The sequence below is a fragment of the Olivibacter jilunii genome, assembly GCF_900607235.1.
GTDB classification, from domain to species: domain Bacteria; phylum Bacteroidota; class Bacteroidia; order Sphingobacteriales; family Sphingobacteriaceae; genus Olivibacter; species Olivibacter oleidegradans.
Window position 1 is genome coordinate 284,210 of sequence record NZ_LR027854.1, and the last position, 16,632, is coordinate 300,841.

Annotated in this window: 10 protein-coding genes; all 10 read right to left on the reverse strand. The window is 41.5% G+C overall.

The window, feature by feature from the left end:
• Positions 1-121: 121 nt before the first annotated feature.
• From E0E36_RS21235 to E0E36_RS21280, 10 genes are read right to left on the reverse strand one after another with little or no spacing between them, the layout of a single operon-like run.
• Positions 122-2,869 (reverse strand): TonB-dependent receptor, encoded by a 2,748-nt coding sequence (locus E0E36_RS21235; RefSeq protein WP_130857655.1) that lies wholly within the window; start codon positions 2,867-2,869, stop codon positions 122-124.
• Between the two features lie 34 nt (positions 2,870-2,903).
• Positions 2,904-3,941: a PKD domain-containing protein gene (locus E0E36_RS21240; protein WP_130857656.1), complete on the reverse strand. Its 1,038-nt coding sequence runs from the start codon at positions 3,939-3,941 to the stop codon at positions 2,904-2,906.
• A gap of 57 nt (positions 3,942-3,998) precedes the next feature.
• Positions 3,999-5,372, reverse strand: a complete 1,374-nt coding sequence (locus E0E36_RS21245) for a discoidin domain-containing protein (RefSeq protein WP_130857657.1) — start codon at positions 5,370-5,372, stop codon at positions 3,999-4,001.
• 41 nt (positions 5,373-5,413) lie between these two features.
• A complete protein-coding gene (locus tag E0E36_RS21250) occupies positions 5,414-7,129 on the reverse strand; it encodes an alkaline phosphatase family protein (protein WP_130857658.1) in 1,716 nt (571 codons plus the stop codon).
• 34 nt (positions 7,130-7,163) lie between these two features.
• Complete coding sequence (locus tag E0E36_RS21255; RefSeq protein ID WP_242627356.1) at positions 7,164-8,789, reverse strand: DUF5008 domain-containing protein; 1,626 nt, start codon at positions 8,787-8,789, stop codon at positions 7,164-7,166.
• A gap of 34 nt (positions 8,790-8,823) precedes the next feature.
• Complete coding sequence (locus tag E0E36_RS21260) at positions 8,824-9,567, reverse strand: hypothetical protein (RefSeq protein WP_130857660.1); 744 nt, start codon at positions 9,565-9,567, stop codon at positions 8,824-8,826.
• 29 nt (positions 9,568-9,596) lie between these two features.
• The gene (locus E0E36_RS21265) at positions 9,597-11,147 is read right to left on the reverse strand and encodes a RagB/SusD family nutrient uptake outer membrane protein (protein WP_130857661.1); all 1,551 of its coding nucleotides are present in this window, start codon (positions 11,145-11,147) and stop codon (positions 9,597-9,599) included.
• Positions 11,148-11,157: 10 nt separating this feature from the next.
• Positions 11,158-14,358, reverse strand: coding sequence for a SusC/RagA family TonB-linked outer membrane protein (locus tag E0E36_RS21270; RefSeq protein ID WP_130857662.1), 3,201 nt, complete (start codon positions 14,356-14,358; stop codon positions 11,158-11,160).
• 17 nt (positions 14,359-14,375) lie between these two features.
• Positions 14,376-15,491 carry a DUF5007 domain-containing protein gene (locus tag E0E36_RS21275; protein ID WP_130857663.1) on the reverse strand — a complete coding sequence of 372 codons (1,116 nt, stop codon included), beginning with the start codon at positions 15,489-15,491 and terminating at the stop codon, positions 14,376-14,378.
• A gap of 22 nt (positions 15,492-15,513) precedes the next feature.
• Positions 15,514-16,626, reverse strand: a complete 1,113-nt coding sequence (locus E0E36_RS21280) for a fasciclin domain-containing protein (protein ID WP_130857664.1) — start codon at positions 16,624-16,626, stop codon at positions 15,514-15,516.
• Positions 16,627-16,632: the final 6 nt, after the last annotated feature.

Here is a 16,632-nt window from a genome sequence, read left to right on the forward strand (position 1 = left end):
TTGACTAAAAAATAAAGGTCTCCAACCGGGGAGATTGGAGACCTTAGCTAACCAATTATAAACCTAAATTATGATGAGACAAAGATAGTGTACAAAATACACTTTGTCAAGTTTTTTTATATTATTTCGCTATTTGATAGTGAAAAACCCCTCTCGCCAGTTGCCCATTAGCACCAATTCCCTCTATTACTATTCGATATTTACCCTCGTTACCGGTGTTAAAGTAGCTTACACTTGCTTTACCTTCTTTATTAACCGATACTACCGGACTCCAATACACGGTACTACGTTGATCAGCCAAGATATCCGCTCTTTCTGACACACCGTATTTAGGGGAATAGAACTCACGCGTTGATGTAAAACCTTTCGGCGCATAGAGCTTCGTACTATAATCGGTACGTTCCGTTGGTGACCATCCCTTAGTATTGATTAAGATGACTCCGGTAGCAGCCCCGCCTCCATATATATTAGTGAGCGAGGGTGATCGCAGTACTTCCAAGCTTAAAATTTGAGTAGGATCTATTAAATTTTGTTCAAAAATACCTACCAAGTCCTGTAAATCTCCGTCGCTATGAAGATCAAGTATGCGCCCATCAATAATAACCTGCATTTTTCCACCCCGCGTAGAGGTAGGAAAAGTGACAGGCCCTATGCTAGTTTGTTCTGTTCTAAACACAACGCCTCGTAGGCGTCCTTCCAAACAGGCCCTTAGCGTTGGACAAGTCCCTAGCTCGCTCGCTGATATTATCTGATCAGCTCTACCCGGACCGTTAAGATTATAAGATCGCGGCAATGATTTAGCCGTTTTGGCGTTTACAATGACCTCATTTAATTTAATGAGCCTACTTTCAAGTCCCACCTTGGCTAATGCATCATCATGTTTTTTTGTACTCGAAAAGTATGTATCAAGTTGTTGATTAATATTTAGTGATAGATCAGCTGTATTCTTATTATAGGTTACGCCTAAACTTGGAATCCCTTCCAAAACGAGTTCGACTTTATCACTCCCTTTCTCGGAACGCCCTTGTATGGTAAATTTTATATTATCGGCTAAAAATAGACTGTCAAACACAAACACACCTTCTGTGTCTGTAATAGTTTCGAGTGTAATATTTGCAGCCACGGAAAGCAACGTTATTTTACCATTAACAACCGGTTTACCTTGGAGCGTAAGCAATTTCCCGCTAATGGAGGATACCATTTTCTCGGGAGGATAAATCGGTTTTTTCAACTTGTCGGCCAGCAAATCCGACCAAATAAAACGGCGGTACCCCTGCGTCATCAGCAACAGGTCCAAATGATCACGCTTTTCATCAGTTATATTGGTAAAATAGTAATTTGGTTGTTCGATATATCCTCTTAAATTACTTTGTAATAATAATTGAGAGAGAATGGTGGTTTCTTGCTCTTCTTTAACAGGAACTTGACTTTCATCGGTAACAGCTAAGGAAAAATTTCCTGAAACTGGCAGTCCTTCATTGTCGAGCACGCTCAAGTTAAAGTTTTGCTCGCTTCTTGGCTTATAACTATCCTTTAAATTCGCGAGGGATATATTTAAATTATCGCTACGCTCTATGAAAGCAATCCGTTCATTCAAAGCTTGCCCTTGACTAAACAAAGTGAATTGGACAATTCCTGAAACACCTTGTGTCAACGGCACATATAAATTGTTTAGTGGACGATTAGGGCTTAAATCAGTTGCATAAAACACTTCTCCATCTGCTTGTGCAACAATACTTATCGGTTGTTTCAATCGATCGTTACTGCACATAATACGTAAAAGCACTGTATCCGTTGCAGCCTGTGAATACACCGACAGCACATATCCGGAAGTCTTTACCTTGGGAAGCGAAAGCTGCTTTGTGCTACCATCCTGAAATACAACTTGAGCCTTGTATTGCTTTCCACTTTCGGGAGTAAACATAAACTGCCCCATACCCGCATGCACGCTATTAAATGTTGTTAAAATTTGCTGATTTTCATCCAACACTTCACCTTTTATCTCGACACCCAGGCCATTCACACCTATTGCCTTAAAAGCGATCCGATTGGGAACACCCGCCACTAGATCACCACTTTCAGGAAAAAACTGGACATCGGCCCGATCATATTGTAAATTTATCGGAAAAATGCTTGTCGCTACTTTCTCTTTATCTAGCCGAATTTCGCTTACAATAAAAGCCGTAACTGAATCACGTAAACTTCTTTCACTCAATGGCACCATTAATCGTCCCTCTTCATCCGTTTTACCCTTTCGCTGGTTCAATAACTCGCTCTCCGTGCGTATGAAGTATTCGATTGATTTTTCGACCAGGGGCCTCCCTTCTCCATCAAAAAACCGGATATGCATCCCACTAAGTTTTTTGTCTTCCGTTTCATCAAATTGCAACGTTGCTTGGGTTTGAATTCCATAAGGGCTTATGGCACCGATGTATAAGATGCGGTCATAAAAGTAATCGCTGTCAGCATTCCGCATCCACTGCGTATATGCTCTTAAACGATAGTTTCCTGCTTTTAATTCTACAGGCAAACTAATATTGCCCTTAGCCATACCGGCAATGAGTGGTAACTTAAGTGAAGAAACTACCGAATCAGTTGAAGAAATAAGATCGACATAAACGGCTCCACTTAACGAAGAGAGTTGATGATATGCTCCCACGACAGTATAGGTCTTAAACCAAATCGTGTCACCGGCCATATAATAAGGCTTGTCTATATGTAAGTGTACTTTTTCTGACGGATATTCTTTGGCCCAAGCCTCAAGTGGTTTTAAAATTTGTTCCACGCTATCCTGCGCGTTTGCAATAATAGCGCTCTGGCTAAAAAGCAATAAATACAGCAAAACGCGAGAAACGAAATTTTTAATCATATCAAGATTGTTTAGGAATCTGAAGCATTAACTTTTAAGTTTGCGGCAACGATAATACCCGCCATTCGGATAGTTGGAAGAGGGAACCTGAATTCACCGCCGTCACATATATACGATAAAAATTATAAGCGGTTGAATTAGCAAAAGTAAAGGTCCTTGTTTCTCTCCTTCCGGGGAAATCTTCGTTTTCACGTCTATCTAAAACGGTCCAATTGCTACCGTCTTTTGATCCTTCTAAACGCCAATTAAGCGGATCGCGACCATCTGCATCATTGCCTGATGTAAAGGTATAACCACCTAGCACAACAGGATTATAGAATTCCAGCTGAAACCACAGATCACCCGAGAAATCCGACTGCAAAAATTTAGTCGTGATATCATTGTCCACCAATTTCTTCGATCCCTCTCCCCCATCGGGCCCGCCATTATTATCTCTTGAAACAGAAAGCACGCCATCTGCCGTTACGTCTCTAACAATGCCCAAATCAGTTAACAACCGCGTAATTTGCAAAACCGATCCTTTAGGTGTTTTTCCTTGTAGTGTATAATAATCAAACCTTCCTGTCTCCACAGGGATGCTGACTTCGCGTTCAGTGGAAATAGGAGTACCTGTAGCCGTTGCTCCGTTATACCAGCTGACTTCGCTTAAATTTACTCCAGTATTAACTGCCAAATCCAAGGTTCCGGTTCCCGTAGGACGGGTGTCCATTTCCATCAATCGGTTTGGGTTTATTTGGATAATTTTCTCCCGTTGAGCCCAGTATTTTTCTTCATTCTCTACACGCATTAAAACGGTAAATGTTCCCGTTTTTAAAAAAGTGTGTACCGGTGAGGTTTCGACAGAGCTACTGTCGTCTCCGAACTCCCAACGAACGACTGAAAAATTCGTTGACTCATTTTCAAAATCAAAAGTAAACGGATCATCATCTGCTACCTGCGAAGCTGTAAAGCTTGCGGTAGGCTTAGGTCCCTCTGGTTCAGGTGCAATCTCTTTCTCATCCTTTTTACAACCCGCACACAGTGTTACAGCGAGGAAAATTGTCCCCAGCAAATTCCTGAATTGTATTTCCATAATCAATAGCTATTCCTTTGTTTTTTTATATTAGTCGATAACATGAACACGCGTCCGCTATGGAACTCGAATAAGCCGCCATTCAGCCAACTGAATAACGCCGCTGCCATTGTTATTGGTAACATTCAATCGATAATATTTATACGCTTTTGCTGTTTCGAAATCGTAACGCTTGGTTAAGAAACGATTCGCAAAGGTCTCCCCTGCTCTCGTATCTAAAGTGATCCAGATCGACCCATCGTCCGAGCCTTGCAGATTCCAATCTTTTAAGTCTCGATCCGCAGCATCGTTTGCTGAGGTAATTGTATATGCACCGATAAGCTGTGGTTCCGAAAAAGCTAGCTGAAACCAACTGCTACCCACAAAACCTGGCTGTAAAAATTTCGTATTAATGTTGTTGTCAATCAGTTTTGCCGCGTTCTCATTGGCATTTGAATTATCGTGGTCTACACTTAAGGTACCCGTAGCAGTTACATCTACTTCTCTTACATATTGCGGATGGACAAGCACAACAACATGACTTTTCGTTGGATCTAAGAGATGCCTAGATGTTGCCACTAACTTAACAACTAATGCCAAAGTACGATCGGCATTTTCTTCAATGGTAGACCATGGAACAATTAAATCCATAGCAGCGCGGCTGAGGTTACTACCCACCTGATAGGTCTCATTAAGTGTATATTGATCCGGACGAAGGGCAATGGTATTTTCCGGTAAAATACCCTGGCCAACTAAGCTTGCTATACTATCTGTATTGACACCGGTTGTTACCGTAAAGAAATTCCCAGGTGTCCCTGCTAAACTAATTCCCAGTGGAATATTTATCCCGGCAGAGGTAACATTATAATTCCTTCGATTGCGCACCTCCAACACCGTGCCACCTCCGTTTGTAATAGACACGTAATGGATATCCTCTTCCTTTAGAATATCGTTGGTATTAAAAACAATTATTCCTGATTTATCTGAACCAATCGTATTTCCTTTACCGGGATTAACCAAGTCGTAAGCTAATGCTACTTTATGGCCAAAAAAGCGCTCGAGGCCGGAAAGGCCGATTTTCACCTCAAAAGTAGCTTCCTTAGCTCCATAAGCGATATCTACCGCGTTCGGTAAGGTAATCGCATTTGAAGGTAATACGTAGACATCGGTCAAGTTACCGCTCTCTACTAATTGGATCACTGTATCTGCATTTAACTGCAGACCAACCTGAAAAGCTTTTGTCGCCGGGGATGATAAAGTAACTTTTATCGGGATAGTCACTTCATCACTATTTTTCACGATTTCACCTGCGATTTCACCCGCAGATACTGTCGTAGCAACATTGCGGTTTAATGCAAAACTATCCAGTCCCTCCTTTTTACAGGAAATTGACATCGTGCAAAGCAAAGCAATAAACACAAGTGGTTTAGTAAGTTTGTATCTTTTGTTCATATCTTTCCATCGTTAAAATCGTTCTATTGAAAAGGTTCAGTCTATTGATCTAACCAAGTTCTACCATCTAGCTGCCAATTCTCTTGCCGTGATATTTTAAGCCATGTATAGATTTGTGTCGGTACATCAAAAGTTCTTGGTACCTGAGAACCTAAGTCGGCTGTAGTTGGCGCACACAGATACTCATTTAACCGATCATAACTAAAATCGTCTGATGTCATTGTTAAATGATTGCCAAAAGGCCCTTCATCACGGACGGTACCATCTGTGTCATTGGCTACGGGCCAATAACCGGCCAGATAATCATAATAAGGATGATTTTCGTCGACACCTATTTCACAGGCATAGCGTGCAATCACGTCATCCGGCAAAGCCGCTTTCCAAATACGCACATCGGCCACATAAACGTCTGGTTCTCCATGGCCATTACCGTTAATGTAACCGATCTTTAGCGGTGCATTCGTATCTAAATTACCCCAACCCTGTATGCTAGCTTCGGTATTAAAAGCTCCATTGGTGTAAGTACGGACAAAGCGTTCTCCATCGCGCACAACTCCTACTACCGCCACACTGCTCCAACTGGCATCAGCTAGTGTGCCTCCTTTCACTTGGTTGCCATTACCGGTTCCACGTGCATTGAACATCCAATAATCGTTCTCCAAAAAAACAACCCAACCATTGGAGGCCCATCCCGATGACCATTCGGGGCGCTTACCGAGCACACTTGGGTAAATGTTCTTGATTGCTTTATTCTTCTTGACTTTTAATTCAATGGTAAAAGCGCCGGTATCCAGATTATAAACAGTATTATCACCCATTTCCAGTACGGCATGACGTTGCCCTTGAAAACGGGCAAAATCACCTTGAAATCGGTTACCGATAAAAGGTTTGCTAACAAACCGTCTGTTATAACGAGACGCACTGAATATGGTAAAGGTGTTTGCCACAGGGTTGCTAAATACGGTATTATCATTCTCCGATAAAGGATACTCGCCCCCGATACTTGATGTAACAACGATGAGCCAGCTTTCTTCTTGATAGGTTGGCCTTTCTTTTAATGCGTTTAGCATATCGCCTACAGCAGCATCAAAAGTTACAAGAGCCTCTCGATAAGCTGGTTTTGACACATCATATCCAACGGCCGAACCAACTTTATCAGGATTGCTGAAGTGCGCAGTAATAAACCCTACATTTTCCGCTTGCAGAGCGGTAACTACCGCAGATTTGACCGCATCGTCGTCGGCAACTAGCTGACTTTCATCCGTATCAGTGGTTAAGTTATCTTTAAACACGCTTGAGGTAGTGAATACGCGAATATTCGTGGTTGAATCGGCTTGTTTTATTCGCTCATAAATTAAGGGATAAGTATCAAAGTTATTGGTACTGAAATCATTATCTATCACCCCATGTTTCTCTTTTGCCACCCCTGTAAACAAACTAGCCCAATTAGTTCCCGGCTGTGTTGCTTGTTCATCAGCCAAAGAAACCCAAGAGTAGATAGCGTGGTTTAATAACCCATTGATATTAGGGACCTCGATCGCCTGTATTGATTGTCCTCTTATACCATCTGCTATGATGTATAAAACTTTTGGCTTACCATAAGTTACATCAACGGAGTCATTATGCATCTTGTCTGGAATTGTCTTCTCAAATTCCTGCTGGCAAGAGCTAGTTAACAAAATAGCTAATACGCTCCATACAGATAAGGGCCGGAGCACCTTTTTTGTCGCTAAAAATATCTTTTTTAATTCCATCATAATGTTTTCTAATTTGGCTTCGTGTTAGCACTAATTATTCAATAAGCACCCTAATTATGTTAGCAGCATCTTTACTATCAAACTGCCAAAAACTACCAATTAACAATAAGGCTCGTTTTTTATCGGCCGACTCCGTTTCAAATACATTGTATAGGTCGCCACTAAAGGTTCCGACGGCATTATAACCAGCAGCCAAACTACCATCGGGATTCAGCACCATGAAACTATTTCTCGTTTTACCATCGTATTTAACAAATGTGCCGCTTACTACGATCAGCCCATCACTAAGCTGTTTAGCAAAGCGAGGTAAACCGTTTTCGAATACCCTTGGAACAAAGGCTTCATCTAATGTACCATCATCGTTTAGCATGGCCATGGCTACCCTCGACTGCCCGTTATAGGTTCTGAAATTGCCACATACCACATATTTATGGGTTATGTTATTATAGCTGGCATAATAGGTCTGAAAATCAAAACCTGCACCGCCTGCATTGAATGTTCGATCAATGGTACCATCAGCATTTAAGCGAAGGATATAGTTAGCAGGTTCGCCATCAAACTGGTTAAAATTGCCAAAGACTAACATTTTACCTTTCAATAGACCTTCCTGATGATAGTAGGTATCTATGGATCCGTTACCACCTGTTAAACTTTTGTTAGTACCGGTATCAAAACGATAGGTTTTGTCCAATGTGCCGTCTAAATTCAATCGGGCAAACTGTCTCACTTCTGTGCTATCAACGATAATGGTATCTCGGGTCTCTAAGAAATTCGGTTTATCATATTGCCGACTGACATAATAACGAAAACTACCGGTCACTAACAGCTTGCCATTTTCACTATAGATACGATTAACTCCACCTTCGTCAAAACCTGCGTTAAATCGGGGGAAGTATTGTATGGTGTCATTTTGATCAGGCCTTCTCCATGTATGCACGCCCATCGTATCAACGCTTCCATTACTATTAAGCATCGTTAAATTGCTGATGTTACTGGTTCGCTGTGCATAACCGGAGAAACTGCCACCAATAAAATATTTATCGTTAACTTGTGTAATGGCACTGATATAGCCGTTGGCACCGGTACCTGATTTTAAGCCTGCATCGTAAGTGCCGTCTAAAAAGGCCTGTGCAATGCGGTTAATGGGACGGATAATCCCTTTATTATTGTAGTTAGTGAAACCGCCTACGATCACCATTTTCTCATTATTTGTAAATAAAATATCACCAACCGCACCATTTGCCCCTTGTGTCGCAACAAAGGTCGGATCAATCTTAATTTTACCTTCCACGGTAAATTCGGGCCCAAAGACAACCACATCGCCCACGGAAATGGTGGTAATACCCGTACTGGCATAATCAGGCACCACTACTGAAATTCCGGCATCCGTCACTTCTTTAATCTCGGCCTGCTCACCATTAAATCGGAAAACCAGTTGATCCTTATGAGGAAGCAAACCTTTAGCCTCAATATTCACTTCTATGCCCGGTAATCCGGAAGCTGGTGAGGGCGTTTTAGCACGATCGACAGTAATTCCTAAAGCTGCTTTTCCATCGGGATAAGGTTCACTGAACTGTTCTGCCTCCTTTGTGCAAGCGAGAGCGAAAAAGCAGAAAAAGAATGTATACCAAACTTTAAACTTGTAGATAGTTGAACTCATGATCATGTTATTTTTTAATTTAATCTACTCTCATCTATCGCTTGCTTTCAACGATATCGTTTATTACCTCAAATGAATTAAAACCGAATAGCGAAGAAGTATAGTCCAGCGCATGTACTACACCATTTGTTGGCTGTATATCAGACGAAGCTACTTTAGCAACTATCCAAACATCCGGATAAGACAAATTCGGAATATAGCAGATATGTAATTGCCGGTAGCCCATATATTTTAACACCGACTTTCCATCGCTGCTCACCGCGTCGTTAAACACAACTCCTATATTACATACGGAATTATCATAGGCATAATAATTTTGTCCCGGATAAATATTGAGGACATTAAAATCAATTTGCGGATAGTCTGCCAGCAGATTTTTTCCTTTGAACATATAACGGAGCATGTATTTGCGCCAAATCAAAGAATCGACATCGCTTAAGGTTTTTATCGTGTCACGATTTAACGTATAGAGCTCTGTATTCGCTCCGCCGTTGCGGTAATCGCCAATCAGCTCCTTGACATCGCGGTCTCTAGGGCAAAAGAATGTGAACTCTTCTGTATTAAAAGTTTCTTCCAATCCCGCTAAACGGACAATCTGCGCGATGGTATCAAATTCCATGGGTTTAGAATCAAGGTACTGCATAATCGTGCCATTAAAATGGGGATTAGCCAAACCTCCATCTGTATAATAATCATCTTTATTACAGGCTGTGACAATTAAGAGTGTCAACAAGAAGTAAGCAATATGCTTGATTGATCTTATGCAAGAATTTTTCATTTTAAAGACAGCTTTATTACAACATATGATTAATTTCCACCACCACCTGGCAGCCAATATTCATTCAAGACCATATAAGGATTGTTTACCAGTGCGTTTGTGCTAACAGGCCAGGTCCAAGCTCTCCGCGTAAATTGATCTTGGTTAAGCGGCCATGCAAGCCATGCAGAGCTCATAATACGTCGTGTACGCACCAAATCAAAGTAGCGGTGCCCTTCGCCAAAGAGCTCCCTACTACGTTCCATAAAAATGGCGTCTTTCAATGCAGTGCCACTCATGCCGGCATAGGAAGAGGCTCCAGCCCGCGTACGGATCATATTCACCGCCTCAATCGCTTGGCCTTCATTACCTAAGTTGGCTAAAGCTTCCGCCCATAACAATATGGCGTCGGCATAGCGGAAAATCAAAAAAGTATTATCCGGGTTTTCATCTTCATTACCGGAAGCATAAACATTCAAACCGAACTTTCTTGCTACAAATTGTCCATTATCCGCCAACATGTCTTCAAACCAAATATCTTTACGTTTATCTGCATCGCTTGTAGGAAACAGCTTTTGCATGTAGGTTGATAGATAGTAACAATGACTTAACTGATTATTAAATCGGGGGAATTTATAAGGCCAGCGCAAAAAATGATCGCCAAAAGGTGCTAAATTAGAGACGTTATCGCCGTAATTTATACTTCGGTAAAATTCAAATAAGCTCTCTTCCGAACGCCCCTTCGTTACAGCGGCCCAACCATCATCATCCATGTCAAGCAAGCGATAAGCACCGCTATTTACCAACTCTTGACCTAAAGCAGTCACTTTTTGATAGTAAGCTGTGGCACGCCCTGGATCAAACCCTGCGTTCCACATATTCATATGCATAAGGAGTGCAACGATACTTCCTTTGCTGGCTCGTGCTCCGCGTTGTGCCGCATCAGGAAACACCCAGGGCATATTATCTTTATGCGGCTCTAGATCGGCAATACATTTATTTAGGACAGACACCATATCCTCTCTCGGAAGGGGATCCGCCTGATAAGGAGCGGTATAATAAACAACGTCACCGTATAGCCGTACCATCCAGAAATAAGTAAAACAGCGGATAAAAGTTGCTTCGGCCAAATACCGTTGCGTATCCGAAGTACTTAGCGCGGCGATGCCCTCATTTAATTTGTCTATTAATATATTAGCGCTTTGAATAACACGATAATAACCCGACCAATCCGTAATGCGATAATAGTTATAAAAACCTGCATAGGGAGCATTATTGATTGCCGTAAGCAATTGATTTCTACCCAACACTTCTACTACTCTTCTTTCATTGTAACTGTTGCCTCCCGGACTGGCTACAATTTCGCCTGTTCGCGCCTCACCAATCGCTCCGATAACCCAGCTTTCGTTGATTTTATCAAAAAATGTGCTGTACATATTCGCAATATTTGCCTCAACGTCCTCTTTTGTTTGGTAAAAATTATTACCTGTAAGCCGATCTAAGGGCTGCACATTTAAATAGTCTTTGCATGCTGAAGCCGTTATAATCAGCATTATCAACAAACCTATTTTACTCATCTTTACTATATTAAGCATTCTCATAACGATCGGTTTAGAATTCTAAATTACATCCAATATTATAGGTACGTGGTACAGGATAACCTTCGGAGATATCGCGCCCCATGGTCGTTACATTTTCGGGGTTCGGACCTGAATAACCACTAAAAGTGTAAACATTATCCATTGATACGTATACTCTTAAATTGTTAATGCCCCAACTCCGAACCAGTTTCTTATCAAACATATAGGACAACACAACATTATTGATCTTTAAATAGGAGCCATCTTCTGCCCAAAGGGTTTGGTCATAGCGATAAGGGTTAACAATTTCAATACGGCTATAGTCATAGGCATAAGGATACTTAGCTATATCACCAGGTTGACGCCACATATCGAATTCATCTAACGGAATAACGGCCTTAAGTCCAAATGGATTCTTCATCAAGTTAAAACGATCGGCTAAGGCATTATTTAAAATCGTACGTTTTGCTGTAAAAGAAGCATTGATATTCAAACCAAAACCTTTGTAGGTAATATTGGTTGCCAAACCGCCGGTAAACAAGGGAGAGGCGTTGCCTGTACGTGCATAATCATTCGCATCCAACACATAATCCCCATTTAGATCTTTAATGATCGGGTCACCGGCGCGGAATGGTCTTCCGTTAACGCTATAGCGTAGTCCGGTAGCCGGATTAATAGGCACATCATCATCTGTAGCGTATACCCCCTCGTTAATCAACAAATAATTGGAAAGGGATGGCGTGCCTACACGAAATACATTGTGTTGTAAATAAGTTTCCCGATTGCCACTATTGGTTTCGAACCGTATAAACTGTCCGCCATAATGTGCAGGCAATTTGAGCAGCACATCCCGATTATAGGCTCCGTTGACCGTAACCATTAAGTTAAAGGGACTACTGGGCGATAAGGGGCGGATAGTAAACGATAGTTCGTGTCCGTAGTTCACAATACCGGCGTCATTACTAATTAATTTACCAAAAGCAACAGTATTCGAAAGATTTTCTTCAAACAATAAGTTATCTACCTTCTTATAATAGGTGTCATAAATTACATCTACTTTATTATTGAATAAAGAAAAATCAAGCCCGGCATTATACTGTGTAGTGGTGGTTGGTTTTAGATTCGGGTTGGGAATCTGATCAAAATTTAACCCAATCCCTTGCTGCCCGTTATAATTACCCGTAATATCATACTTTCCATAAATTCTTTCGAGTGTGCCATTCGGAATCACATTAATACCCCAGCTTAAGCGTAAAGCCCCCATATTTAGCCAATCCCAATTGTCTAAAAATTCCTCCTTATCAAAATTCCACCGTAGACCAATAGCTGGGTTTTTGGAGTATAGGTTGTCAAAACCATTCCCTGACGATCCATCCAATCGGTAAGATAGGTCCACGACATATTTCTTTTGATAATCATAAGAAGTAGCTAAAGCAAAAGACACCGCACGTTCGTCTAAGAAATTAGTCAAAATTCCTCCTCCTCGTGAGTAATAGCCATCAAAACCCAATGGCCCCTGAAATTGATCGTTGGGAGTACGTTCTTGTTGCGTGATGGAGTTTTGACGATCGCCTTTGCGAATCTCATTGAAAGCATTGATGAAAATATTATGGTTATCCCCGAAGGTTTTGGCATAAGTTAAATTGGTACGACTATAAAGGTTTGATTCACGGCCATTAAAAGCATAGACTTTAGCAAACTGATTATTAGCGGCCGCTGGTGTAAAGGTATCTTCATTAGACGACTTAAACTCGTAGCTAAAAAAGGTGGTTGCACGAAAGCCGGGAAAAATGCTATAACTCACTTCGGCGACGGGTCGAATGACACGAACGTCATTATTATTTTTTGTTCGTAAAGACCCAACATAATCGGCGTTTGCTTGATAGAAGGAAGGCCCGGGCATTAAAGTGGACGTTGCTCCCCCATCGGCGACACCTGTTTGTAATAGTCCGGCCCCATCTCCTTTATTTTGCTTACCTATTTGCGCATTGATCTGTCCAGTGAATTTAAATTTCTCATTCGGTGCATACTCCATACGGAGGTTGGCGCTATAGCGGTCGAATCCGGTATTTCTGATAACGCCCTTTTCTGTAAAATAACCAAGGTTCGCTTTATAGTTGAAGGTTGGATTTCCACCATCTATCGCTATATTGTGGCTTTGATTATAAGTAGTACGGTAATAAAGCGACTGCCAATCTGTTGAATTATTATAATAGGCATTTAAGCTGTCTGACAAAAACGGCGTTTTTATTAAGTCGTCAAGATTAATTTCGCCTCTTGCATTAGCCAAGATTTGCTGAATCTTCAACTGCCTTTCCAAATTTCCTCCCAATGTAGCTCTTAAGGCAGGTGGCGCTTTCATAAAGGTATTATTCGTATACCGTACTCGAGGGATTTCTGAATTACCACGCTTCGTTGTGATGATAATTACTCCATAAGCGGCCATAGAACCGTAAAGGGAAGTAGCCTGCGCATCTTTCAGGATCTCTATACTGGCAATATCTTCTTGTGGAATCATGGATAAAGGACTTACCCCAGGCCCTTGTTGTTGAAAACCAAATTCAGAAGCACCATCTGCATCTAAGGGTACACCATCAATTACATATAAGGGTGAGGTAGGCTGAAGGAAAGATTCATTGCCACTCCCCGATACCGTTAACGTAGAAAGACCCCGAATTTGCGTAGATCCGCGAAAACCAGGGGCTCCCGTGTTTACCTGAATATTAAGTCCCGGCACCTTTCCTTGTAGTAGTTGCTCCACATTGGCTACCGGAACATCTTTTACTTCGTCTCCGCTAATGGTGACAGATGACCCTGTACTTAGCTGCTTCGAGCGGGAGACAAATCCCCTGACCACCACTTCCTCCAAGTTACTTTGATCTTCTTCCATCACCACACTTACCGTTGTTTGTCCCGGTTTAAGCGTTACCCTCTTTTCTATGTATCCCATGAATTTGAATACCAGGGTTGAACCATCCGGAACGCTTATTCTAAATTCTCCTCTTCCATTTGTGGACGCCAAGGGCTTAGGTGGATTTCCAGCTATAACAGTTACTCCCGGAATGGTAATTTTTTTCTGGTCGTAAACTACTCCGGACACGACTGTTTGGGCATAGAGTTGATAAAATAACCCGCTTACCAAGAATAGGGTTACCGTCAAAAAAGTTTGCTTAGCTACCGATAACATTTTACCGGTAATATAGCGTATAAGATAATGCGTAAAACTTTTCATATGATTCCTATTCTGATTTATTCGTCTTCGAATTTTGGAAGCTCGCGTCTGAAGTGGAAGATGATCTCCCAGTCACCTTCTCTAAAAATTTTAAAATTAAGTCCGATGTAAGCAGTTGTACGGATGTTATTAAAACCTAATCTTGAATAAGCAAATTCCAATTTTGCACTACCACCTGTAGTGTATTTTGTAGCCACTGTTGTCAAGGGAATAGGGTATGCCACGTCGTACTGCACATATTCAGTTGTGTTAACCCGATTAAAGCCATGTACCAAATCGTTCCAACGCGTTTCATTAAACTTAGCAGGATTGATTGCCGTAGAGTCCGGAGCCCAAAATGAGAAACGCAGGTTATGCCCATTGCCACCTTCAAAAGGACGGATATAAACAACCACATCTTTTTGATCATCATTAGTTACCAGATTACGGTTGCTCTCTGCGCCGATGACATTTGTAAGTGAAGGACGGATGTAGTCCCTTTTATTAGGGTTCCTGGGATCTTTTGGATCAGGTGCTACACCTCCGGTATACCGATTGATGTCATTATTTGGTTCATATGGTAGCTCCCGCCAAGGAATCAATTGAAAATCGCGGATAATTCGCTCTCCACCTACATTCGTTATTTTTAAATCAAAGTAACGTCTGTCTTGCACGAGATTACTGCTATCTGCTGGCCTAGGAGTGATCAACTCGTTAGTCGATGCCCCCCAAAGCACGAATTTCCCGGATTCCTGAACCTCAAATAAGGGTCTTTCTTCTATTTTTCGCTTTGCTTCAATTTCTTCCAGAGAAGTTTCAATACCTGTGTACTCCCCCGTCCACACATAGGTAGGCCGTAGTTGAAAAATATCCGTTACCGGACGCCCATCACCATATCGGGCGTTAACGATTTCAAACTTTAATGGTTTGGTAGAGTTATCTGTATTTGGAGCTCCCAGTTCGCTGGTACGTCCAATTATCGGCTCAAAAATCTGACTGGGATAGTTGATGTTCGGACTCAGAAACTCTTGCTCTTCCGGTAAATCATATAACTTCTCGCAACCCTGCAAACCAAAGGCTACTATCATGATTCCCAACACAGAATACAGGGGATTGCCCCATTGTAATTTTACTTTTTTAACCAAATTATCCATGTATGGTATCTTTATTTGTTGATTACTTGACTTCTTCTCTATTGACACTCCAATCTGCCATCTGCATCGTACCGCCACTTCTAACACGGGTAATATCCAATTGATAGAACTTATAAGCCACTTTATTGGAAATCCTAAATACACGTAGTTGGAATCGCTGATCAAATAATTCGCCCGCTCGTGAATCTAAGATGGTCCAATTTGTACCATCGTTTGAACCTTTCAAGCTCCAGTCGATTGGATCTCGTTCCGAGAAGTCGTTTGCCGATGTAATGGTGTAGGCATTTGCTGCAGCAGCTTCGTTTAATTCAAAACGCAACCATACGCTTCCCATATCACCGATTAGGTATTTAGTCTCAGGATTGCCATCAAACGCATATTTTGATGCTTCCACAGCATTAGGTCCGCCACTATTTTCCCTTGAAACAGTGTCTTTACCTCCAATGGTTTTAAATAAGTTTGGAGGTGGGGGGACATAGGTTAAACGGCTAACGAAATCGTCAAATCCAAAAACGTGATCGGCACTCACTACATGAACAATTCCGTTTTTGGTCTTCAAATTAATTGAACCCGTTGTGGTAGATACCCAGTTACGCTCAAATTGGCTTCTTTTTGTGTCACTTATTTGAATGACGGTAGGGCCACCATTCACATAACCGGATGATGTGGTCTTAATTAATCGCCCATGCATAGGGTAACCGTATTTTACGCCATATAGTCGTAATCCATCCTGCGTAGCGAGTGAATCAGAAATATATTTACCTCGAATGATATATTGGCTAAGCATGGTATCCAACTGATTGCCATCGACGCTTGATAAATATTCACTCGGGCGGTCATTTAGTTTACGGAGGTTATTCAAATTGGTTAGGGCCAATTGAAAGCTTGCGTTGGATAAAGCGAAAAGTGTAATATCGCTATCGCGCAACGTACGCTCCAATTGTAAACGATCTACCGCTTTTAACAGCGAATCATAAACACCTGGTTTACTTTTTAAATAATCGTAAACATCCCCATCGTACCCTTTATCGGCAATAATCGGATCGTAATAGCCGTCTTCTTGCTTACAAGCCCACATAAGGCTCATAATACCTAATGCCAATAAGAAAAAATAAGCTTTCTTAACGTTATTCATATGATT